This is a genomic window from Cytobacillus sp. QJM3NY_8 (assembly GCF_056173585.1).
Genome location: NZ_CM149681.1, coordinates 2814149 through 2837969 on the forward strand (window position 1 = coordinate 2814149; position 23821 = coordinate 2837969).

The 23821-nt window shown below is 42.5% G+C and carries 24 protein-coding genes and 1 other annotated feature (1 of these 25 only partly in view); of the genes, 3 read left to right on the forward strand and 21 right to left on the reverse strand.

What is annotated here, in order from left to right; all coding sequences use genetic code 11:
• Positions 1-16, reverse strand: a binding site (T-box leader) (it extends 209 nt beyond the left edge of the window).
• A gap of 176 nt (positions 17-192) precedes the next feature.
• Complete coding sequence (locus AC0VZ9_RS14610) at positions 193-1866, forward strand: ribonuclease J (protein WP_251156976.1); 1674 nt, start codon at positions 193-195, stop codon at positions 1864-1866.
• Positions 1867-2041: 175 nt separating this feature from the next.
• On the opposite strand, the gene AC0VZ9_RS14615 is transcribed toward AC0VZ9_RS14610, so the two are convergent.
• The gene (locus tag AC0VZ9_RS14615; RefSeq protein ID WP_009334297.1) at positions 2042-2494 is read right to left on the reverse strand and encodes a S1 domain-containing RNA-binding protein; all 453 of its coding nucleotides are present in this window, start codon (positions 2492-2494) and stop codon (positions 2042-2044) included.
• Between the two features lie 435 nt (positions 2495-2929).
• Between AC0VZ9_RS14615 and AC0VZ9_RS14620 the strand changes: the two genes are divergently transcribed.
• Complete coding sequence (locus AC0VZ9_RS14620) at positions 2930-4288, forward strand: IS1182 family transposase (protein WP_475396368.1); 1359 nt, start codon at positions 2930-2932, stop codon at positions 4286-4288.
• Positions 4289-4426: 138 nt separating this feature from the next.
• On the opposite strand, the gene AC0VZ9_RS14625 is transcribed toward AC0VZ9_RS14620, so the two are convergent.
• The 20 genes from AC0VZ9_RS14625 to AC0VZ9_RS14720 form a co-directional block, all read right to left on the reverse strand.
• Entirely contained in the window at positions 4427-5389 is a 963-nt protein-coding gene (locus AC0VZ9_RS14625; RefSeq protein ID WP_192908667.1) for a bile acid:sodium symporter family protein, read from the reverse strand.
• 111 nt (positions 5390-5500) lie between these two features.
• Positions 5501-7126, reverse strand: a complete 1626-nt coding sequence (locus AC0VZ9_RS14630) for an ABC1 kinase family protein (RefSeq protein ID WP_475396369.1) — start codon at positions 7124-7126, stop codon at positions 5501-5503.
• Between the two features lie 112 nt (positions 7127-7238).
• A complete protein-coding gene (locus tag AC0VZ9_RS14635; RefSeq protein ID WP_192908669.1) occupies positions 7239-8003 on the reverse strand; it encodes an alpha/beta hydrolase in 765 nt (254 codons plus the stop codon).
• 109 nt (positions 8004-8112) lie between these two features.
• On the reverse strand, positions 8113-8673 hold the full coding sequence (locus AC0VZ9_RS14640) for a hypothetical protein (protein WP_217024493.1): 561 nt from the start codon (positions 8671-8673) through the stop codon (positions 8113-8115).
• Positions 8670-8996 carry a hypothetical protein gene (locus AC0VZ9_RS14645; RefSeq protein ID WP_050807826.1) on the reverse strand — a complete coding sequence of 109 codons (327 nt, stop codon included), beginning with the start codon at positions 8994-8996 and terminating at the stop codon, positions 8670-8672. Before AC0VZ9_RS14645 ends, AC0VZ9_RS14640 begins: the two co-directional genes overlap by 4 nt.
• A 100-nt stretch (positions 8997-9096) precedes the next feature.
• Positions 9097-10059: a VOC family protein gene (locus AC0VZ9_RS14650; RefSeq protein ID WP_009334288.1), complete on the reverse strand. Its 963-nt coding sequence runs from the start codon at positions 10057-10059 to the stop codon at positions 9097-9099.
• Positions 10060-10090: 31 nt separating this feature from the next.
• Positions 10091-10876, reverse strand: coding sequence for a 3-(cis-5,6-dihydroxycyclohexa-1,3-dien-1-yl)propanoate dehydrogenase (locus tag AC0VZ9_RS14655; RefSeq protein WP_009334287.1), 786 nt, complete (start codon positions 10874-10876; stop codon positions 10091-10093).
• A 15-nt stretch (positions 10877-10891) separates the two neighbouring features.
• Positions 10892-11401, reverse strand: a complete 510-nt coding sequence (locus AC0VZ9_RS14660; RefSeq protein WP_019381323.1) for an aromatic-ring-hydroxylating dioxygenase subunit beta — start codon at positions 11399-11401, stop codon at positions 10892-10894.
• A 37-nt stretch (positions 11402-11438) separates the two neighbouring features.
• Positions 11439-12746 (reverse strand): aromatic ring-hydroxylating dioxygenase subunit alpha, encoded by a 1308-nt coding sequence (locus tag AC0VZ9_RS14665; RefSeq protein WP_475396370.1) that lies wholly within the window; start codon positions 12744-12746, stop codon positions 11439-11441.
• Between the two features lie 92 nt (positions 12747-12838).
• A complete protein-coding gene (gene nadX / locus AC0VZ9_RS14670; protein WP_009334284.1) occupies positions 12839-13621 on the reverse strand; it encodes an aspartate dehydrogenase in 783 nt (260 codons plus the stop codon).
• A 12-nt stretch (positions 13622-13633) separates the two neighbouring features.
• Positions 13634-15079 (reverse strand): aldehyde dehydrogenase family protein, encoded by a 1446-nt coding sequence (locus AC0VZ9_RS14675; protein WP_251267177.1) that lies wholly within the window; start codon positions 15077-15079, stop codon positions 13634-13636.
• A 14-nt stretch (positions 15080-15093) separates the two neighbouring features.
• Positions 15094-16815: a thiamine pyrophosphate-binding protein gene (locus tag AC0VZ9_RS14680; protein ID WP_475396371.1), complete on the reverse strand. Its 1722-nt coding sequence runs from the start codon at positions 16813-16815 to the stop codon at positions 15094-15096.
• 27 nt (positions 16816-16842) lie between these two features.
• Positions 16843-17634, reverse strand: coding sequence for an SDR family oxidoreductase (locus AC0VZ9_RS14685; protein ID WP_019381317.1), 792 nt, complete (start codon positions 17632-17634; stop codon positions 16843-16845).
• 23 nt (positions 17635-17657) lie between these two features.
• Positions 17658-18572 carry a VOC family protein gene (locus AC0VZ9_RS14690; protein WP_071157713.1) on the reverse strand — a complete coding sequence of 305 codons (915 nt, stop codon included), beginning with the start codon at positions 18570-18572 and terminating at the stop codon, positions 17658-17660.
• A 153-nt stretch (positions 18573-18725) separates the two neighbouring features.
• Positions 18726-19262, reverse strand: coding sequence for a cupin domain-containing protein (locus tag AC0VZ9_RS14695; RefSeq protein ID WP_019381315.1), 537 nt, complete (start codon positions 19260-19262; stop codon positions 18726-18728).
• Positions 19263-19409: 147 nt separating this feature from the next.
• Positions 19410-19565: a hypothetical protein gene (locus tag AC0VZ9_RS14700; protein ID WP_475396372.1), complete on the reverse strand. Its 156-nt coding sequence runs from the start codon at positions 19563-19565 to the stop codon at positions 19410-19412.
• Positions 19562-20686, reverse strand: coding sequence for an MFS transporter (locus tag AC0VZ9_RS14705; RefSeq protein ID WP_475396373.1), 1125 nt, complete (start codon positions 20684-20686; stop codon positions 19562-19564). Before AC0VZ9_RS14705 ends, AC0VZ9_RS14700 begins: the two co-directional genes overlap by 4 nt.
• Positions 20687-20973: 287 nt before the next feature.
• Entirely contained in the window at positions 20974-21756 is a 783-nt protein-coding gene (locus AC0VZ9_RS14710) for an IclR family transcriptional regulator (protein ID WP_009334277.1), read from the reverse strand.
• Between the two features lie 76 nt (positions 21757-21832).
• Complete coding sequence (locus tag AC0VZ9_RS14715; RefSeq protein WP_009334276.1) at positions 21833-22651, reverse strand: alpha/beta fold hydrolase; 819 nt, start codon at positions 22649-22651, stop codon at positions 21833-21835.
• A 196-nt stretch (positions 22652-22847) separates the two neighbouring features.
• Positions 22848-22988, reverse strand: a complete 141-nt coding sequence (locus AC0VZ9_RS14720) for a hypothetical protein (RefSeq protein ID WP_198286707.1) — start codon at positions 22986-22988, stop codon at positions 22848-22850.
• Positions 22989-23224: 236 nt separating this feature from the next.
• On the opposite strand from AC0VZ9_RS14720, the gene AC0VZ9_RS14725 reads away from it, so the two are divergent.
• Positions 23225-23788, forward strand: a complete 564-nt coding sequence (locus AC0VZ9_RS14725; RefSeq protein ID WP_019381312.1) for a biotin transporter BioY — start codon at positions 23225-23227, stop codon at positions 23786-23788.
• Positions 23789-23821 lie beyond the last annotated feature (33 nt).

Sequence of the window (23821 nt, forward strand, 5' to 3'; positions counted from 1 at the left end):
CTGTCATGGCTGTTGAATTCTTCTTATAATTAGAATTATTATGCATCCTTCGGTATTTTATGTCAATAATTAATTCGCTGATTTAAAGGATTAAAATCCCCAGACAAACTTTCTAACTGTGTGCAATACAGTATGATAAAGCAGGCACATTCGGGAATGCTAATAAAAAATGACTAGTGGGAGGATTTACATATGGAGTCAAACGGAAAGCAACTATCCATATTTTCTCTGGGCGGCATCAATGAAATTGGAAAAAACATGTATGTGATCCAATATGATGACGATATTGTCGTGATTGATGCCGGAGGGAAATTCCCTGACGAGACATTATTGGGGATCGATTTGATCATTCCGGACATCACATACCTTGAGGAAAACCGGGATAAAATCCGCGGGCTGATTGTCACTCATGGACATGAGGATCATATTGGCGGAGTTGCCTATCTTCTCAAAAAGATCAATATGCCGGTTTATGCGACCCGATTTACGCTTGGGCTGATTGAATTAAAATTAACGGAGCATCGCCTGCTGGGTGATTCAGAGCTTATAACCATAGATTCTGACTCTAGCCTTGATTTCGGTAAAATAGGCGTTAGCTTTTTCAAGGTGAATCATAGCATCCCTGACTGTCTGGGCATTGTTTTCAAGACGCCAGAGGGCAATGTTGTCCATACCGGCGATTTTAAATTTGACTTAACCCCTGTAAATCAGGAGCATGCTGATATCCATAGGATGGCTGAAATCGGCCGCAGTGGAGTGCTGGCCCTGCTATCAGAAAGCACAAACGCTGAGCGGTCTGGCTTTTCGCCAACTGAACATATTGTCGGGGAAAACATTGAGGAAGCATTTATGAAAGCACCACGCAAGATTATCATCTCAACTTTCGCTTCCAATGTGAGCCGTGTTCAGCAGGTTGTGGCCGCTGTGATTAGAACAAACCGAAAGCTGGTCCTGCTTGGAAGGAGTATGGTAAATGTCGTGGATGTAGCTATTGAACGCGGTTACCTGACAGTTCCTGAGGGTATGATTGTGAATCCAAGAGAAGCGATGAATCTGGCTCCTGAAAAGGTGTGCATATTATGTACCGGCAGCCAGGGTGAACCGATGGCTGCCCTTTCACGGCTCTCTACCGGAAATTACCGTGATGCAGAGATTCATCCTGAGGATACCGTGATTCTTGCAGCATCCCCAATCCCGGGGAACGAACGCGATGTCTCTAAAATTATCGACAACCTGTTCAAGCTGGGAGCCCGGGTGATATACGGTTCAGGAAGCTCAACAGGGATGCATGTGTCCGGCCACGGCTATCAGGAGGATTTAAAGCTTATGCTCACATTGATGAAGCCGAAATATTTTATCCCGATTCACGGTGAATATAGAATGCTTCACCATCATAAATTGCTTGCTGAATCCATCGGTGTTGAAACTGGGCATACATTTATCATTAAAAATGGGGATGTCGTTGATATCGAGAACGGAGAAGCACGCCAGACCAGGCGGGTACCTGCCGGAGATACTTATGTTGATGGAGTGGGAGTTGGTGACATTGGCAGCATCGTGCTCCGGGACAGAAAGCAGCTGTCCGAGGATGGGATGATTGTGATCGTACTGACCATGAGCAAGAGTGAGCGCAAAATGATATCAAGACCTGATACGATATCCCGAGGTTTCGTCTACGCACGGGAATCCGAAGATTTGCTGAGAGAAATAAATCGGATTGCGGAGAAAACCGTCAATGATCTTCCAGAACAGGATAAAAGCCAGTGGAATGTCATCAAGCAGAGCATTAAGAAATCACTTGGGCAGTATTTATTTGAAAAAACAAAGCGCAAACCAATGATCCTGCCGATTATAATTGAAATATAAACGAAAAGAGGCAAGCCTAAAACGGCTTGCCTTTATCGCAGTCTAATGCTCAGTAAGCCCCACCCTTTGATCCAGAGGTTCAGGTCTAACTGAGCATATAGGCCAGATTGGTTCAACTAACAATCAGTTGGGAAACCACCCGCTGATTGAAGCTTCACTCTATCTAAAGGGCTGCTTAACCGCGGCGTCCGCCTCGGCCGCCCCGCTTTCCTTCAGTATTGCGCTTTAATGAAGAAATATTTTCTTCACTCGATTTTAAGAATTTTGCCATTTTGTCTTCAAAGCTTTCCTTCGGCTTAAAGTTTCCTTTAGAACGGAAATCTCTGGAACCGCCGCGGCGATCATCTCTTCCCTGGCGCGGCGGGCGCTGAGAATAAGAAGATTGGCCTTCAGGTCTGTCCACTGCTTTTTTGATGGAAAGGGCAATTTTGCCTTCCTTCTCGCTAAGCACTTTAACAGTTACCTCATCGCCAACTTTTAAATGCTCATTCACATCTTTAACATAGCTGTCCGCTACCTCACTAATGTGAACAAGACCTGTCGTACCGCCTGGCAGTTCGACAAAAGCTCCGAAATTTGTAATACCTGTTACTTTTCCTTGTACCTTACTTCCAATTTCGATTGACAAAAAAACTTCCCCCTCGGTAGTGTTAACAACGTCTTATTATAACTTTTTTTAAAGATAATTTCAATGCCGGCGATATCCCTACGATATTCTACCCGTTAAAATTCGGGATAAATCATATTTTTTGTTCAAATTTAGTAAAATTTATATATTTAATTGCTTGTTGGGCCATTATTTCAGCCAATTTTGTATGCAGATGGCACACTTTTATATTGAAAAATATTTTTATGTGCAGATAAAAATTTTATGTGCGCATAACGCTTTTTTATGTGCGGAAGGATAATTTAATTAAAAATTTATTTTTATGATATATTGGCAAACAAAAAAAGCTCCTGAAACAGGAGCTTACAGACTGTCGACAAACTCGATGAAAATCGTGCTTGTCTGCAGTCTTTTTTATTTTAAAATAGAAGTAATACAATGCTTGAGGTGATTTAAATGCTTTCAAAACATAATCCAATTCAACGGGATCAAATTGAAATGGTTGCTTTAGACGAACTTGTACCGGCGGACCATTTGGTCCGCAAAATTGAAGCGGCGATTAATTTCTCATTCATCTATGACTTGGTAAAAGATAAGTATTCAGAAAAAGGCCGCCCAAGTATTGACCCTGTAATATTAATTAAACTCACATTTATTCAATATACCTTCGGTATTCGCTCCATGCGTCAAACAATTGAAGAATTGAAAACGAATATGGCTTATCGATGGTTTTTAGGATATGGCTTTCACGATAAAGTTCCTCACTTCTCAACTTTCGGTAAAAATTATGAGCGCCGATTTAAAGACACCGATCTCTTTGAACAAATATTTTACCGAATCTTAAAAACCGCAGCTGAAAAGAATTTAATTAGTGCTGAACACGTTTTTGTAGATTCTACTCATGTAAAAGCGAGTGCAAATAAACGCAAATTTGAAAAGAAAGTTGTTCGAAAAGAAACCCGTGCTTATCAAGAACGCCTTCAAGAGGAGATTAACCAAGACCGCGAGGATCATGGAAAAAAGCCGTTTCCACCAGATAAGTTTGATAAAGAAGAATACAAAGAAATCAAGGAAAGTACAACAGATCCAGAGAGTGGCTACTATGTAAAAGATGAGCGTACAAAACAGTTCGCTTATTCTTTCCATGCGGCCGCAGACCGCAACGGCTTCGTGTTAGGCGCAATTGTAACCCCTGGTAACACGCATGATAGTCATATTTTAGAGCCATTGGTAGAACAAGTCATTGAGAAAGTTAGTAAACCAAAAGCTGTTGCGGCAGACGCAGCCTATAAAACACCTGCTATCACGAGCTACTTATTGAAACACGACATCACACCTGCTTTACCTTACACACGACCTCGCACAAAAGAGGGTTTCTTCAGAAAACATGAGTATGTTTATGATGAGCATTTTGACTGTTACATTTGCCCAACTGGTGAGATATTAAAATATACTACAACTACAAAGGAAGGGTATCGTCAATATAAATCAGATCCTCGAATTTGTGCTGGATGCCCTTTCTTGTCTCAATGCACACAGAGTCAAGCACATCAAAAACTGATTCAACGTCATGTGTGGGAGGAATATGTGGAAGAAGCAGATCATCTTCGCCACCATCAAGACGTCAAACCGATCTATGAAAAACGCAAAGAAACAATTGAACGAGTATTCGCAGATGCAAAAGAAAAGCATGGCATGCGTTGGACAACCCTCAGGGGACTTAAAAAAATGTCGATGCAGGCGATGCTTACTTTCGCTGCCATGAATTTGAAGAAAATGGCCAACTGGACTTGGCAAGGTCCAGAAATGGCCTAAATGATAACCTCGGAGAGGTCTGCAATTCTCTGTAATTACTTGAAGTCCTACAAAAAATGACAAAAAGAGTTCGGAATGAGACTATTCCGAACTCTTTTTGTCTACAAACTGAAAGCTCCTGAAACAGGAGCTTAAACCTTACACAGTATGACCTTCCTGAAGAACCTTCCTGCTGAAATGACGCTTCATTATAATCCCATACAGGGACGCCAATACCTGCTGAAAGAGCATACCGATGACCACAGGAACAGCAACAGGAGCAGGAAAATAAGTAACTGCCAGGACGGAGCCAACGCTGATATTCCTCATCCCGCCATTAAACGTAACGGCCACAGTCGTGCCCTGATCGTATTTCAGTAAATTAGCGATGATGAAAGAGATAAGATAGCCCATAAACGCCACACAAAATACAGCAAGCCCGATGAGGACCAATTTAAAATTTACCTCCTTCAGATACGGGGCGACGACAGCTCCATTCAGCATGACCACAATGGCCATTCCTAGCTTAGAAAAAGGAGAGAGCCGGCTGCTCAAGGCTGCAGCGCTTTTTCCTGCGAATTGATTGAAGAGCATGCCAAGAAAAGAAGGCAGAACAATCATGCCGAATAATCCAGCCATCATCGGCACAACATCGATCTGTACAGATTTCTGGAAAAATATCGACAATGTCAGCGGAACAATAAATGGTGACAAAAAGGTATCTACCAGAATGATGGACAATGTCAGCGGAATATTGCCGCGATAAATGGAAACCCAGATGAAGCTCGATATGCCGGTCGGAATGGCCATAGCCAATACCAGCCCGGTAATAGTTAATGAATCATCACCAAACGCAAGTTTACCTGTGCTCCATGCAAAGAGAGGCATCAAAATATGAAGCAGAAACAATATGAGGAAAAGCGGCTTTGGATGATGAAGGATTTCTTTTAAACTGCTAAAACTGGAGTTCAGACTTCCTGAAAACGTCATAAACGCAAAAACCCAAGGGATGATAAAAGCAAAATCCTTAATATAACCAGCGAGCATAACACCTAGAACCACGCTTATTGGAGTAATCAATGGCATCATTTTCTCCAGTTGTTTATTGATTTGAATTAGCACACTGAGTACTCTCCTTTTCCGAATAATTGTTTACCTAACTAATTATTTTATCATAATCTGGCTGGTTATATATCAAAATAGTAAAAAAGAGCCAAAACTCGGCTCTTTTGATTATCTCCGTTTTTCTGGCATATATTTCAGCCATTTTCCCAGCCTCCAGCTGTTTACTCCAAACCCTGCAAGCGCAATGGCTGCGATGCCTGCGGATAATTGCATGATCAGCATTTCTTCTAAATAAATGCCAAAGCCAGACCCAGTTAAACCTAGCATGAATAGCTGAAAAAGCTGTTTTTTTCGATTTTCATAGATCGTAAACTGAAAATCCCTTCTTTGCCCGGCCTCTTTCATTTTTTCCAATTTACGCGGTGTTTCCAGGAATTCCACTGCTGAATGAAAAATTTTAAAGAGCGGCTGGGATTGAATAATGCTCCAAATGAATGACCATTTATTCCCCTGTGAGCTTAACCACTCTGTAAAAACTGGTTTGCCAAGGTCAAGAAGATCATCTTCTGGTGCCAGATGGCGAACAATCCCTTCTATTGTCATAAATGACCTGCCCAGAAAAACAAAGCGGGTTGGCACCTGGATCGGAAGAGCAGCAATCATATCATTTAGTTCAAGCTTAAGAGCCACTAGATCCATATCTTTTACCTGAGAAAGGTCAAATGCCATCCATTCTGACAGCAGCTTCTCCATTGTTCCCGCATTAGCTTCCGGCAGCAAAAATCCCAGCTGTGACAGACATTCGACTGCTTTACTGTAGTTTTTAGCGAGAATGGATTCAATTAAATTCTGAAAAGAGACTGCATCTTTTTTTGAAATTTCCCCGGCCATGCCGAAATCAAGAAGAATGATCCTCCCCTCCCTTGTAAACAGCACATTTCCTGGATGGGGATCGGCATGAAACATCCCAGGTTCCAGCCATTGCGGCAGGAAGATCTTCATCAAACGGCGTGCCAGATCGTGACGGGATATCTCAAGCTTTTCAACCGCTGCTGAATCATTGAGTCTTTTTCCCTCCACCCATTCCATGACAAGCACTTTTGAAGTGCAAAGCTCCTGATGCACGCGGGGAATTTTAACCAACTCATTATCTTTAAATCGCTCCTTAAAATAAAGCAGGGTATCCTTTTCCTTTGTAAAGTCAAGCTCCCGCTCAATAACCTGCTTTAGCTCCTGAAATAGGACCTTTAAATTAAGGAATCCCTTAGGAATAGGGACAAACCGATCAGCAAACCAGACAAGAATACTTAGGGTCCGGAAGTCGGTATGTACGATGGATTGAATATCAGGACGCTGTACTTTAATGGCGACAATTGAGCCGTCCTGGAGAGCGCCTTTATATACCTCCCCAATCGATGCTGATGCAATGGCTTCTTTTTCAATCGCCACCACCTTTTTAGAGAGCTCGCTCCCCCACTCTTCGTTTAAAATCCTCTGGATTTCACTCCATTCCGATGGCGGTACCTTATCGGTCAGGTCTTGCAGCTCCTGGATGAAAGCTTTTGGAAGCAAATCAGAACGAATGCTGATGAACTGACCAATCTTAATCAACAGCCCTTCCAATTCAAAAAGTGTTGTCCGGAATCTTTTCCCGATGCCAGACCATAATTTTTCCCATTCTGCTTCTGATTTGCGGGTCCATTTATACCAGTAAATTTGAAATATAATGTGAAGTGCCATAGAAAGCAATTTGTACATACGGAGCAATTTACTTCTCGCCTTCATTTCCATCATCTTCTTCCCTAGAAAAATATACTGTCTTATTCTGTATTACAGGCTGAATACCCTTTTCTTTTTATACGGTATCATGTTTAAAAGGTTTCATGACATAAAAAACAGCCCGTCCTTACACAAAGGACAAGCTGCCTGCTTGATTCTGCTGAATATACTGATGAGTTATGTTAACAATCTTTTCTTTATCATTGTCCATGGATGCCACATGATAGGAGTTATAGAGCGATATAGCTTTCTTTTTCACGGAGCCAATCTTCTCCAAAATAAAATCTGTACACTCTGCAGGCACCACATGATCTTCTACCGACTTAAAGCCTAATACAGGTGTTTTAATGGAAGGTAATAAGTCTGGTGTTCTTTCCATGATTTTCTGCAATTCGAAGATGGAGGGAACCGGAACTTTCCCGTACGTAATTTCCTCTACATCCTCTTTTTTAATATCTGGTGCACCTTCATCAAGGTATCTGGGATTTGTTTTCCCCTTTAAATATTCATAACATGGAACCCGGAGAGCGGCATTTATTAACACAATACCTGCAATTTCGGGATATTTATTTGCCAGCCAAAGGGTCAATGCACCACCCATTGATTGACCTGCAGCATAAACAGATGTGCATCTGTCTTTTAGAAATTGATACCCCTTTTCTGCTTCAGCAAACCAATCCTCATGAGAGGTTTTTTCCATATCTTTATAATGTGTGCCGTGGCCTTTAAGCCTTGGAGCAAAGACGGTATAGCCAAGCTTGGCAAATGACTCCCCCAAAAACCGTACACTCTGGGGAGTTCCAAGAAAACCATGTGTGATCAGAATCCCGATCTCATTGCCTTCATAGTAGAATGATTCTGCACCGTCCAAAACAGGATAACGTTCATTCATAATCTATTCCTCCCTCAGAATTAATTACTCACATTATATAACCAACTATTCCTACCTGTCAACTTGTATTTAAGAAGAAAAAAGACCGCTCTAAACATATATGGAGCGGTTAGACTAAAGAAAGTATTAACACAAAGATAAGGATGGCGTAACAAGCACCAAAGATAATAGCCCTTACATTCGAGTTACGTGTGTACCCTGTGAAGTTTGCAGGTGATTGAGCAACATCCACCTTCCTGCTGTGAATGACCATACTGATATTGGTCATGATTAGAATCGCAATTGTAAGAAAAAATAAAAACATCGGCTCTATTTTCAGAATTTCCCCGGAATCAGAATGGAAGTAAGCATTGATAAATAGTATGCTGCTAAAAAGCAATGTCCAAATACTCCCCACAATCCGCTGCTTACTCCATTCATTGCCCATCTTTTCTTTTTCATAGATGGCAACTTGTTCGATAACAGGAAGAATAGATTTAGTGGAATTACGTTTTGCCCATCCCCCAATTGATTGAATCAGAGTTACCGTGCCAAGGAAAATAAACATTTGCGAAAAAGTAATATCTATTAATATTTGTAAAATGTAAGTCGCACTTAAGAAGAATAGGAGGGTGCCATTTAAGAGCAGGAGCTGCCTGACTCTCAGTTTCTTAATTTCAGAACTGGTCACGATCCCGCCTCCCTATGTCTCATGAAATAAATAATGGGGCTCACGGTTCCCAGGATGACAATCACAAGGAACATCCAAAATCCGCTTCCTCCTCCCATCCCTAACTCATCGGCAAGAATGGCTTCAAAAAATAGTACCTGACCAGACATAAAGATTGAAATGAGGGCAACCGCCATAACCGTAAATCCGTTCAAGAAACCCTGCAAGGCTTTAGGAAGCCAAACAAGAACGAATAGAACCACAGTAATTAATAGGAAACTAGAAATCACTGGCCTCAATAATGTAAAGGTTCCATCTGTTACAAAAGATTGGTAAGTGTACATAAATCCCCCTAATAATTTCTAGAATAGTATTATTTTACAATTAAACAGGAGGTGATGCCACCCTAAAAAAAACGGCTGCACTTTTATGTGCAGCCGTTTTTTAATATCTCTCAAGTAATTCAATAATCACTTTGAATGTTGAGGTTGTGTCCATATAAGCATATTTGCCTTTCCCATTAAAAAAGTTGCCAGTTTGTATGACAGGATATCCCATTTCTTCCAGCAATCTGATTTTTTCATTCAGGTTATCGACAACGAACGAAATATGATGGACACCTTCCCCGTATTTCTCCAGATGTTCCTGCCAAGTACTTGGTGAATCACCTGGTTCGATTAATTCAATTTGAATGAAAGGTGTATTGATAAACATATATCTTGATTTACCTTCTGTTGGCCGGCCTCTGAAAATGACCTGCGTCATTTCACTTGGACCTGATTGTATAATGGGTGGCTTATCGGCACCGAGAAGCTTACAGTAAGCTTCTGCAGCCAAATCCAGATTTTTTACCACGATTGCCAGCTGCTCGACTTTATTTGTTCCAAGCAAGGGGCATAGTGAATCAGGGGGAGCTGCAGTATTTCTTGCCTCAGAGCTTTCCAGGAGTTCAACCAATATCTTGCAGTCTCTCAAGGTATCAGCATAAACATATCTGCCTTCACTGGATGTAAATTCTCCACTTTGCAGTTGTGAGTACCCGCTCTCTTCAAAAAGCGGCATTCGTTCACTGATGGATTCCACATCAAAGGCAATATGGTGTATGCCCTCTCCAGCCCGATCCAAAAACTCCCGCATCGTGCCTGGTTCTTCATTTGGTTCAATAAGTTCAAATTGAACAGTTGGTGTATTTAGAAATGCTAATTTACTTCTTGATGCAGTAGGGTTTCCACGGTAAATTACCTTTGATACTTCCTGATCACCTGTTAAAAACCACTCGGGCTTCGGAACTCCCAGTAAACTTGAAAAAGCCTCACAAGCCTCATCAATATCCTGAACAACAAAAGCCAGCTGGTTTATTTCCTGATTTCCAGCTAATGGCGCTTTAGTAGTTTTGCTTTCTGCCATAAAAAAAATCCTCCTAAATGACGCTTCTCCTTTAAGATAATCCCCGTACAGCAAGTCCTCCATCACTGGAAATCACTTCGCCTGTAATGGCTCGGGATTGATCAGAAGCAAGCAGCAGATACGCTCCAACATGGTCTTCGCTGGTCATAGCTATGCGGAGGGGATTTCGGGATTTAATGCTTTTTGCTTTCGTATCCGGATCGACTGCTGTCACAAACGGCTTAAGCGGGCCTATGACATTGAGTGCCGTCAATGTGCCGCCTGGTGCCACCGCGTTTACTCTGATGTCCGGGGCTAATTCAAAGGCAAGCTGGCGCATTAAGCCGATTTGCGCGTGCTTGCTTGCTGTATACCAGACTCCGCCCCCGTCTGGGTAAAAGCCGGCTCCGGAAACCGTGAAAATCATATTTCCATTTGTTTTTTTCAATTCTTCCGCAGAAGCTTTTGCACCATTAAAATAGCCTTTAACATTAATAGTAAATAACAGGTCATAGGCATCTGACATGGCCTCTGGTGTTACTTCACTAAATTTGGCAAATCCGTCAAATACGCCGGCATTGGCCACGAACACATCGAGTTTTCCCGCCGCTTCCACAGCAGCTCGAACGGCGTTAATGTGATCCCCGTATTCAGTGACGTCCCCTTCCATGCATAGAACACGATCCCCGTATTCCTGTTTCAATTGCTCAAGGCCAGCTGCTGATTTATCCAGTACAGTTACAAAGGCTCCTTCCTGTATAAAAGTCTCTGTAACAGCCTTGCCAATGCCAGAGGCGCCCCCGGTCAAATAGACTGATTTTCCGCTTAGCTGTGCCATACTGAATGTTCCTCCTTAAACAAAAATAGCGAGATTTCTGGTATTGAGTGTTGTTTGATCGACAATGAAAACCCTCTTTGATAATTTCCAGATGCCATCTTCATATGTAAATTCATCACGGCGCTCTCCTGAGATCAGGTCATGATGAATGTCTGTACTCCGGCTGCGATAGATTAGAAGATAACTATTTACAGATGCTTTTTCATTCGGGACATAGTCTGCCAGTTTTACATTGCTTACAAAGCGGCGGGTGCGGGAAGGAGGAATTTCCGCCCAAGCATAGTCCGTTTTTAACCGTTCGACTCTCAGGCTCAGCAAATCTATATCATCATTAAAAGAAAACATATCTTCCGCATAATCCGGCCTTTCGGTGCCTTCCTTATTGACACGTACAGGCATTTGATAAATCAGGGATGGATGCATAAGGCTGAACCAGCCATCAAAATCAATATGATCAAGCAGCTCAGCTTCTCTGTAGAGCCATTGTTCAAATTCATAGGTTGCGAGCATTTTCTCTAAACTCATTCCGTATTCCCCCATTTCAGGCATCGTTCCAGTTTACTTAAGCGTTTATGAGATCAAGCCAGTAGCGATAGAAATTCCTTTGATTTGCTTCAGAAAACTTATCATCGTAGACAACACCCGGACCGGTGAAATCGCTGACCGGTTCCCGGTCCATGCCCATCGTATAATTGTAAACAAGTTCTTTCATAACAGGCATTGGCCCTGATGCGGCAGCGGTGATGTCAGTAAAAACTTCTGTATCATCCTGCTCAAAAATGCCTGAAGGGCTGAACGTTAAAATGAAAGAATCCCTTGAACGTTTCTTCCAGTCCTCTGCAGCATTTTTCTCTACCAGGAACCAGGCAATCACCTCCATTTTATCTGGCCCAATTGGCCTCCACATCCGAACGGTTGTATTCGAAATCAGCTGTCCTTTTACCTTTGTATGTGAAATGAGGAAGCTCAGGTTTGGAAAGATGTTTCCGATCATATTTTTCAAATTGGCCAGCACATCATATTGTTCATCTGTTAAATTGGATTTATATTCAGATTTTAGCTCTTCAGGGAATGCGAAGTCAGGATTAGGAGTACCCAGATTTAAACCATGCCCGTTCATAGTGTGGATTTGGTATCCCTTTTTGGAATATGTCGCACTGGGCACCATGCCCAATTTTGCAATGGATCCATGAGTGACCATTGTGTGGTAGGAATCGCCGACAAAGTTATCTGCTCCTACCTTCCAGTTTGAATGGATGATAAACCTTTGCGGAGGGCCGACGACTTCCATTTCAGCACGTCCGGCTAAAATATCCAAATACCATTTGAAATCGCCGAGGAAATCTGATAGAGACTCAGCTTCTTCATTCCAGGTTCCAAAAACAAGGCCTTTATATGATTCAATCCTTATTTTGTGAAGTCCCAGTTTGGACTTATCCAGGTCAGCACTATAAATATCCTTCTGCAGAGGTACTCCAATAAGATCACCATTGTTTTTAAAATTAAATCCATGATAAGGACATACAAATGAAGATTTATTTCCTTTGTCAGCACGGCATAATTTCATCCCCCGGTGTGTGCACATATTGTAAAAACCGCGGATTTCATTCTCTGAATCTCTTGTAATAATAATGGAGTAGCCTGCTAAATCTCTTAACATATAATCATTTTTATTCGGGATTTCTGATTCATGGCCAATAAAAAGCCAGGTTTTCATAAACACCTTTTTATGCTCAATATCGTAAATCTTAGGATCTGCGAGGATAAAGGCAGGAATGGATCCAGCCTCAGGCTGGACTGTTTCGTTCAAGTAGCCGATCGTTTCTTTTTGGGTCATTTCTTCTAAATTCTTAGTTGTCGTTTTAATCATATGTAAATTCCCCCTTCGTCTTAAAATAAGCTTCTCCATGGAGCGAGGAAAAGAATGAAATATTCTCTTCCTGCTGTTGCACCAGTTTACATCTATCCAACCCGGATCATCTCATCCCTATTCTTCAATGAAGCCAGGATGCTTAGAGCTGCCAGGTAGCTTGTCTTTGGATTATTAGGCATCGGGTCATTTTCGACTTGAAGCGATAGCTTTCCGAAAGAACCTGCTGCCTCAATCGTATGGCTATTTTTCCTTGCTGCTGGATCGGATATGATTTTAACTCCGGTATTCTCGGCACCTAATCCCGCGAGAGACAAGATAATGGAAACATTGATATTCTTTGGGAATAATCTAATGGCTTCGGCGGCAGATCCCTCAAAAAGCACCTTTTCCCCATCAAGCGGGGCACCAGGAAGTGCCTGAGGAGGCTTCCTGGTGATAATGGAGACAGAATCCAGCTCACCAATCGATTTGGCAGCTTTTAAAACATCCAGTCCGCCGATTGCCCCTGATGGCAAGTGGATTTTCGTATTATTTAAGATGCAGATTTCTTCAAGGCACTTATAAAATTCCCGGTCTGCCAATGCCCCAACACTGCTGACAACCAGATCTTTGCCTGAAAGCAAAATGGAAGCAGCATACTCTTCTACAGCTTCAACAGTTGCTGCTTCAATAACCAGGTCGGCATCGGATTTTAAAAGGGATTCCACGTCTTCAAAGATTTCCGCTTCAAATTCACGTGATAGTTCCTTTGCCTGTTCCTGGCAGCGAGTATGAAGGCCAATAATTTTCGCATTCGGTATTAAGCAGTCTATATTAATGCTTTGAAGCAGGAACCTGCCTATATTCCCGCCTCCTATTAAGGCTAATTTCATATCATTATCCCCCTAATTGGCAAAACCATAGGAATCTGCAAAAAACTCCAGACCGCAATGCCGCGTTTCTCGTGAAAGTCCGCTTTCCTTTAGACCCGGGAAGTCCAGATGGAGATCCTGAAAAACGGTATGATTATTTTGGAAAACGGCGCCGGCCTCTAACCGGTCTGCAAATTCAAGTGCTTTGGATTCATCCTCTGTCCAAACAGAAGCCCTTAAACCAAATTCACTGTCATTTGCCAGGCTGATGACTTCCTCATCCTCTTTAAATGGAAGGATTGGAATGACAGGTCCAAACTGTTCGGCACGAACAATTTCACTTTTCTGATCCACACCGGTGATGATTGCAGGCAGTATGTAATAGCCTTTATCCCAGGACTCTGGATCAAGCTGAATCCCTCCTGTGATGACGGTGGCTCCGGATTTTCTGGCACGTTTGATCAGCCCATTCACATAATCGTACTGGGCCTTATTGTTCAAAGGCCCCATCTCGGCATCAGGCTGAATGCCATTTCCAACCTTAATATGCTGAAATTCTTTTCTAAGCTTTTCTACCAGCTCCCCGTATCGGGATTCATGGACATAGATCCTTTTGATGGCTGAGCACACCTGGCCTGCTGCCCTAAGAACTCCGAAACGCAGTCGCTTAATAGCGCTTTCATCCAGATTGGCATCTTCGAGAATAATAGCCGCATCATTTCCGCCAAGCTCCATGTAGACATTTTTCACCGTGCCTGAAGCAGCTCGCATGATTTCTTTCCCGGTCTCGGTACTGCCGACAAATGCAATGGTTCGGATTCGCGGATCTGAGCAAAGCTTATTGCCGATCAGCCCTCCTGAACCAGTTACAACATTAATGACTCCATCAGGGAAATAAGAAGCCACTGTCTTGAGGAATGACATGATTGTTAGCGGACAGCTTGTCGCCGGCTTTACAACGACTGTGTTTCCGGCAAGAACAGCCGGGATCACCCGCTTAAACGTAAGGATCATTGGTGAGTTCCATGGAGAGATCACTGCCGTTACCCCACGGGGACGCTTTCGGATTTGGACCTTCTGGGAACCGGGAATGGATTCAGGCTTCCACCATTCCAAAAGCTCTTCGGCAGCTTCCTTCATAATATCAACACATCGCAGAAGGTCTTTTTTCGCTTCCACCAGCACTTTTCCATTTTCTCGGATCAGCAAAGTGACGTTCTCTTCGACACTTGCTTTAATCTCGTCGGCAGCGAGCTTCATCCGGTTTGCCCGGTCCTCAATCTCACTTTTCGACCAGGTTTCAAAAGCCTTTGCTGCAGCAGAAATGGCCAATTCAACCTGTTCTTCTGTACACAAGGCAACTTCGCCCACAACTTCCTGATGATCAGCCGGATTAAGAACATGGGCTGTATTTTCTGTCTGAATCCACTCTCCAGCTATTAAATATTTTCCTGAAACAAATGGATACGTCGAAATCATCCCAAATCACTCCCTTACAACTTTTTCGGTTTGAACGCTTCCGCCGCGCCAGGAGGCCCACCAAATGGTTTCGCCATTGGCCCGACTGCTTCCATATCCACTACGATCATGGATGGTTTTCTTCTTTCCATTGCCTTCTCCAGCTCGGATGAGAATTCTTCCGGAGAACCGATTTTTGCAGATGCAAATCCCATGGACTGAGCCAGCAAAACGAAATCGGGGCTAACTAAATCGACCGCAACCTGCCGTCCATAAGCGGCATCCTGAATATTTCGGAGAACACCATATCCTGCATCATCAAACAGGATGACGATTATCGGAAGGCTTTCCTGTATTGCAGTTGCCATTTCACCGACATTGACCATGAAGCCGCCATCTCCAGCTAATAAAACAACTTGTCTATCCTTACATCCCATTTGTGCTCCGATTGCAGTCGGCAAGCCTTGCCCAATTCCTCCGCCTGAAGCATGTATGGATGTACGCGGCTGATATATTTCAAATAATCGGCTGCCCCAGACATTTGCCTGTACCGTAACGTCACGCACCAATACAGTATCCCGCGGGAGCAATTTACGCATAGCATCAGCAATTTTTTCATATGGTCCAAGTGTTGCTCTCAACTGAAGACGCAGTTCTTTCCTTACTGATAGCACTTCTTCCAAATAATCTTTGGAAGGTGATAATGATTCCTTAGCCAATTCTTCATTTACTTTTCTCAATATAAGCTTAGCATCACCTGCCAGCCCAATGGCCGCGGCATAATTTCTGTTCATTGCCTGGAGATCAGCATCAATGCTGATATGATTTTCTGGAATTTCTATTTTCCAGTTGGAGGTTTCATTCCCTCTAAATCTGACTCCAATGCTGATCAGGAGATCCGATTTTTTCACTAAATCTTTTGTTAATTCAAATGATGCAAAGTGGCCAATACATTGAGGATGATCCTCCGGAATGCTGCCCTTTCCTGATTGGCTCGTAATAACGGCTGCCCCGATCCTTTCCGCAAGCTCCTGCAATTCTTTGGAAGCCCCGGAGCTAATGACGCCCCCACCTGCCCAAATGACCGGGCGGCGGGCCTGGCTGACTTTGGTTATCGCCTCTTTTGGAAGATACGATATTGAGCTGTTTTCCTGTACTGAAACATTCACTTCTTCCAATGAATAATCCGGTATAATTGCAGATTGGAAATCGATTGGAATTTCTACTGAAACAGGTCCTGAAGGTACAGCAGCAGCTTCCTTAATGGCTTGCCTGATAACCGCAGCTGCCTGTTCAGGCCTTCTTAGCCGCATAGCTTTTTTGCATGAACCCTCCATAATAGACAGCTGGTCTTTACACTCGTGAATATAGCCTCTTCCAGTTCCCAAATAGGGGGATGCAACCTCACCTGTTAAATGCAGGAGCGGAACCCCCGCTGCCCATGACTCAATCAGTGAACCAGCAGCGTTTCCTGCACCAGTTCCCGTACTCGTGATGACCACTCCCAATTTTCCTGTCGCACGGGCATAACCATCTGCCATATTTGCCGCACCGCTCTCCCCGCGGGAGCATACCAGATGAATTCTTCCATCACGGAGGATGGCATCATAAATCGGCATATTATGAATGCTTACAATCCCAAATGCCACCTCAACACCAGCACGGACGAGTTCCTTCACAACTGCATCTGCTGCAGTAATTTCCATTTGCTCACTTGCTTTTACCGGTGCAATTTCCAATTGTTCCTGTTGGCTCATCCTAATCATTCCTGCCTTTGCTTAATATTAAAGCGCTTTCCCCAGCGCTCCAGCTGTCTCAATGGTTGATCCTGAAACATAACTTGCCTGCTTTGAGGCTAAAAAGAGAATGACACTGGCTACTTCTTCTGCTTCTCCAACCCTGCCCAGCGGAATCTCCCGCTTTACTGCAAGATCTTTGTAATATTCCTCGGCATCCATATCAGGTGCATTTTTCAATCGTCTGCGTTCCCACTGGTCAGTACGGATTAATCCAAGACTTACGGAGTTGACCAGGATATTGTCTGATGCAAGCTCTTGGGAAAGCGTTTTACTTAAGTTTAAAAGACCTGCCCTTGTTGCGGCCGTAGCAACCATATGTCTTTCAGGTTCCTTTGCAAGCGTCGCATTAATATTGATGATCCTTCCGCCTCCGCGCCTCACTAAATATGGATGGACAGCACGTACCGCATGGATAATGGCAAAATATTTTAACTGAATCTGTTCCTGCCATTGCTCATCTGTAATATCAAAGAAATACCCCATAACACTTTGTCCGGCGGCATTAACTAAAATATCAATTCCTTCAAGCCGGGATGCTGCTGAATCGACAAAACGATTAACATCCTCTTTATTTGTTACATCACAAGTGGCGGCAAAGATTGATTCCCGTGGCCCGAAATGCAATAAATGGTCAAATGCTTTATCCTTCCTCTCTGCATTTCTGCCGCATACCGCAACTTTTGCACCTTCCTGAAGGAACATTTCTGCTGTTTTGAGGCCTACTCCCGAAGTCCCGCCCATTATGACTGCTGTTTTTCCTTTTAAACCAAAGTCCATCACGATACCCCTTTCAAATAGCTTTAGGTTAATGCATTCACGTTAACCCAACCTGGATCAGGCTTTCCGCCCATGGCTGCACGTGCTTCAGGTTTTGGAGGTCCGGCTATTCCCCATTGATCCATCAGGTGTGGAACCCTTTTCCATACTCGAGCCACCCATTCTTCCTCATCTTCAATGGTTTCTAAATAACACGTGTATTCCATGACAAATTTGGCAGGATCCTGAAAGTAACAGAAGATGTTATTTCCCGGTCCATGGCGTCCAGGCCCCCAAAGCTCCTGATAACCTGCTTTTCTGACGTTTGAAATCCCCCGCATGACTTCATCCACCGTGTCTACCTCATAGGCAATATGATTGACAGATGCATGCTGGTCCTGATTGAAGGCAAGTGAGTGATGCTTCCTGTTGCAGCGAAGGAAAGACATTTGGTGTTCGCTCCAATCAGTTACCTTAAATCCTAAAATATTAGTATAAAAATCTGTAATCATATCCAGGTCTGCCGTATTCATGACAACATGATTCAGCTTCACCGGATCCACATTCTTCTTATTCCAGATAGTCGTGTGCATTTCCACCCATGCTGAAAGTTCAATGCAGCGGTTTTCCGGATCAGCAAAGCGAAGTCCGTACCCTTTACCTTCTTCATCTAAATAGCCCGGCGGTGAAATAACCGGGATACCCTTGGAAGCCAGAATCTCCGCTGCCCTGTCAACGGCGTTCTTATCAACCATTCCAAATGCAATATGGTGAAGCCCCGCTTTTTCTCCCCGCTTCAAATTTAAAATATGATTCTCTGAACCAGCACCCCTGAAATAGACAGAATCCCCATCCTCGGATACCTTATCAAGTCCCCAAATCTTCTCGTAAAACTCAGCCTGCTCCTCAAGAACTGGAGTAATGAGACTAATGTGCCTCAAGTGAGTAATACCTAACATCCTATGCACCTCCAAAATAATAGATTTACAATCCTCCGATCATTGGCTGCCGAGGAAACATTTTTTGTTAAAGGAACCGGGATGACCCGGCAGAGTTAAATTTAGCGGACCATCCCGGTTATATTCATTAGAGTGCCAGTTTGCCAGAAACTATTATTTTCCGTTGATGATAGCTTCTCTTTCTTTCGCACGCTGAATGCGCAGCTCTTCAAGAGCACTCCCTTTCGGATATGTAGGAAGATTTGGTTTTACTGCTCCAAGCATAACCAGCATTAATGCTTCTTCATCGCCATCATTATGAATGCCGCGGTACACTCCCGGAGGAGAACTGATGCAGTCACGCTCATTCAGACGAATTTCATGTACTTCATCCTTGCCTACTTCCTGGATAAGAGCCTTTACACTCCCTTTAAGAATAAAGAAAACTTCTTCCACATCATCATGAAGATGAAGAGGTCCAACACATCCAGCTGGAAGCACCATCGTGCTGAGTGTGAAATGTTCCGCTGCAATCACATTTGAATCATTATTCGCTGTTGCCCCGCGGCCAATATATCTCATTTGCGCCCTTTTGTACTTTGGATCAATTTCTTCTTGAAATTTAAGAACATTCCAGTCCAGTGATCGATCTTGCAGCCTTGCTACATATTTTTTTTCGAAAGCTTGCACATCAAATTTTTCAGCTGACATATAATATCACTCCTAAATCTTTATTATGTTTTATATACAAAACAATGTTTTACTTACAGATTAATAATAAATCCCAATATTTAATATGTCAATTAAAAATATTGAGAAAAATTAAATTATTAAAACCTTGTTTCAAATATGAAACTATCATACGATTACTTTTCTATTTGGAGGAATCTGCTCAATTCGAAGTTCAGCTGCCTCTTTTTTGATTGTAAATATATAAGCGATGAAGCCTAAGCTTGCTGCAATGATAAGCATAACAATCGATGGGCCAAAGTCCCCGCCTGCAAGGTCTCTCATCCATCCCATGATATAGCTTGAAAAACCGCCAAAATATTAGTGAATCCCATAAGACCGGCAGCGCGCCCTGCTGTTTCCGGGGTTGAAAATTTTACGATAAATAAATTGCTTAAATGGAACACCCCGCCTTGAGTTCCCATTGCGAGTCCCATACAAATACCAGCCAGAACCGGATGTGGTGCAAAAATAGCTGCTGTTAAGAAGACTGCCGTTAAACTGAATAGAATCGTGGCCAGCAAGCTTGGACGTCTTGTTTTGTCAGCCAAAAATCCGCAGGATAAGACAAAGCCCAGAGCAAACAGCCAGGATAATGAGGTAATCCCCGTCATTGCTTCTCTTGAGAAACTTTTCGCCTCAACGAGATAAGTAGGCAGCCAAATGCTGATTCCGAAAAACAAAAACGATGACATTAACATGCCAAACCAAACGATCCAATAGCGGTAGTCCTGTGCAAAGCTTTTCTTTGGTTTTTCAGTGCCATCAGACTTGCGGATATACGCAAGCTCTTCCTTATCAATTGCATAATGTTCTTCAGGAGTATCCCGAGTAAGGAACCAAAACATTGGAATAACAAAAAACAGATTAAAAGCAGCGAGGAAGAAAAACGCAGCTTCCCAATGAAAGGTTGCAAGCACTAAAGTCAATATAACAGCACCACAGGCAGGTCCGAAATAATTGCCCGCGAGCCAGGTAGATTGTGCCCGGCCAAGTTCCCGCTGGTTAAACCAATTTGAAATGAATTTTCCGCAGACCGGAATCATCATCCCTTCACCGAATCCAAGAATTACCCTGCTGATTAAAAACATCTCATAGGAAGTTGCCAAACCGCCTGCAATCATGGTCGCAGTCCAAATGAACAGCCCGAATACTGCCGTTTTCCGCGGACCTGCTTTATCAATAACAAAGCCCCAGAATATATTTGAAACGGCGTAAGAGATAGTAAAGATAAATGTTATTAAGCCAATTTTGGCATTTTTGTCTGCCCCTGTAAGCCCCAGATCACTCAGGAAGCCAGGATCCGTTTGAATAACCGAGATTCCCAGTTTATCAATTTGTCCAAAAAACCAGAAAAAGAATATAGGCACAGCAATATAGAGCCATCTTTTGTTCCCTTTCAGCATTTGTGATCCCCTTTCAAGAAACATATTCATTTTTTGTAATCGCTTTCAATTACTTTTCAAATATTATACTTCATAAGAAAATATTTTTTGGGTGGTATTTTTTTCCCTCCTTTCAGCCATATTATGTTTTACATACAAAACAATGTTTACCACTTATCAATAGTGTAAAGTTTTTCGAAAATTGAGTCAATGAAAAATTTTAATTTGTTTCATTTACTAAAAAATGTTTTATATACAAAACAAAAAAGCTTGCAGCAGCTGCAAGCTTTTAACCACTCTTTCTATTCTTATAAATGATATCCCATATATCCTGATAACTTTTTTGAAATCTCAAGCACTTTAGGCAGCGCTACTTGTTCAATAAACTCATCATGGAATGTTGTCTCTGTTGCTACAACATTAATAGCCGCCATAATGCTGCCGGTTTTATCAAATATGGGCGCCGCTACTGATTGAATCCCATGGTGAAGCTCTCCTTTTGTAATGGAGTATCCATTTCTCCTGATTATTTCAATTTCATTTTGAAAATCAGCCAGGGATGTTTTTGTCCGATCCGTATACGGTTTTAATTCGGATCCATAAAAAAGCTGTTTCAGCTTTTCCTGCGGCTGATAGGCAAGCAGCAATTTACCATTTGCTGTTGCATGAGCTGGAAGCCTCAGTCCGATATTGACATTAATAGCAGATACCCCTCTGACAGGAGCACTGCCAACATACACCACTTCATTCCCATCCAGAATAGATAAATGGCAGGAAGCCCCTGTTTCATCTCTTAATGTTTCCAAATATGGCTGGGCAATTTCCGGAAGTTTTAACGTACTTAAGTAGGAAAAGCCCAATTCTAATACCTGGGGCGTTAAACTATATCTCTTTGAGTTTTCGTCCTGGTCAAGATAACCAAGCGATTGGAGAGTATACAATAATCGATACGGGACTGTTCGGCTAACATTCAATTCTTTTGCAATTTCAACCAGTGACAGAGTTGGACGCTCCTCATTAAAGAGCTTTAAGATTTCCAGCCCCCGTACCAGAGCATTGGCATTATACCGCTCTTTCTCCTCTTTTGCCATGCAAGTCACCCCCTGTTTACATTTTTACTAACATATTAACAAAACCAGGAGAGAAATAGGAAATATTTCTCTATGGTTACCTTTCAGCTAATTCTTCTTTTTTGTATGCTCCCTGCAGGAAATTCAAAATAAGGGCATTAAAATAGTCCGCATTCTCCTGATAGCATAAATGCCCTGTTTTCGGAATGGTTTTCAGAATTGAATTAGGGATATACTGATGGAAAATTTCAGATTCGCTTACAGGAGTCACCTTATCCAATGCCCCGCAAATAACAAGGACAGGAACAGGAATGGAAGGCAAAATATCCATTTGATTTAAATTTGAAAGTGAAAAGGCCACAGAGCGATAGCCCATCGGCCTCACCTGGGACATGATGCGTTCTGCTTCCTTCTTTACTTCAGGATCCGGGTTTGGCGCAAGAAGTTCTTTTACCCTTAATTGAGCCAACTCCTTTGGATCCAATGTGTCAATATTATGTAAGCGGTTCTTCAGCTTTCTTTCGTTTTCTTCTTGACTCTGCCCCGCGGCACCGCGAGTGGCATCGGCTATGATCAGCCTGGTCACCATATCAGGATAACGGCTGCAGAAATCAAGAGCAATGGCTGAACCCATTGAATGGCCTAAAAGATTAACAGTTTTATAATGCAAACCGTCAATAAAGCCCTTTAAAACATCAGCAAATTGGCTGAACTGTGTAAATTCCTCCCTTGGATCAGAGCTCTTGCCATAGCCGGGCGCATCCCAGGCAATAACAGTAAATTCCTTACTTAACCCTTCCAGCTGCTTTTTCCAGGATTGTGAATTGTTTCCCAGCCCATGAAGAATAACAAGCGGCTCACCATTTCCTTCAACTTCATAATGAATCGTTAAATCATTCACTTCAATAAATGGCATTGTATAACCTCCACACATGTTTGTTTTGTAAGTAAAACAATGTTTCGGTTACCCCTATCATAAATCATATTCTGGAATAGTCAACTGAATAGTCAAAAAATATCTTGTCCTTTATATCATAGCCCCAGTCTCTTAAGCAACAATAAAAACCCGATCATTTAAGAACGGGTTTTTATTTCTGTAACTGGGCTTCTAATTATTGACCTTGTGCACCATTTGATGTAACTCTGCGTATGTGGTCCTCTTCGAAGTTGTTTTTTCTCGCATCTTGCACTTTATTGTCCAATAATGCCTTTTGGTCAACTTGTTCAGATGGTGTATTGTTTTTCTTGGACACGTTAAATACCCCCTATAAAATATTTTGATACCCGCTTAGTTTGATTTATTTTAGAAAAAATAAACATGAATATTTAATGGCTGCATCTGCTCAGTACATATATACTAGTAAACTTACAGCATTAAACCAACTTGTATCCTCATGATTGTAAACTTCGTTTTTTTTAGGTTGACAAACATTTGTGTTAACCATAAAATGAAACCAGTTAACCTATTAATTTGAATTGGAGAGGTATTATGAAAGTTAAAGAGATGACTTATGTGGCTTTATTTGCAGCAGTAATGGGAGCACTTGGTCTTGTTCCTCCAATCATGCTATCTTTTACACCCGTTCCGATAACCTTGCAGACACTCGGTGTCCTTTTGGCCGGCGGTATTTTAGGCGCCAGACTTGGCGGAATCAGCATGGCAGTGTTTTTACTCCTGGTTGCTGCAGGTGCACCATTATTATCAGGAGGCCGCGGCGGCATTGGTGTATTCTTCGGGCCTAGTGCAGGGTATTTGATTTCCTATCCACTTACAGCATTTTTTATCGGGTATTTACTCTCACGCTTCAAAACGTTAAAATTAAAGAATATCCTGCTCATAAACCTGACTGTCGGCATATTCCTCATCTATCTTTTGGGAATTCCGGTACAGGCCTTTATGATGAATATTCCTTTGTCTGATGCGATTAAATTAAGCTTGGTTTATATTCCGGGAGATGTGTTAAAAGCGACGCTCGCTTCTTTCCTGGTATTCCGGCTGCTTAAGCATCCGATTATAAATAAGCAATTTTCTAAATCTCTGGAGACACTATAAGGTGTCTCCTTTTCCATAAGGAGAGGACAACCC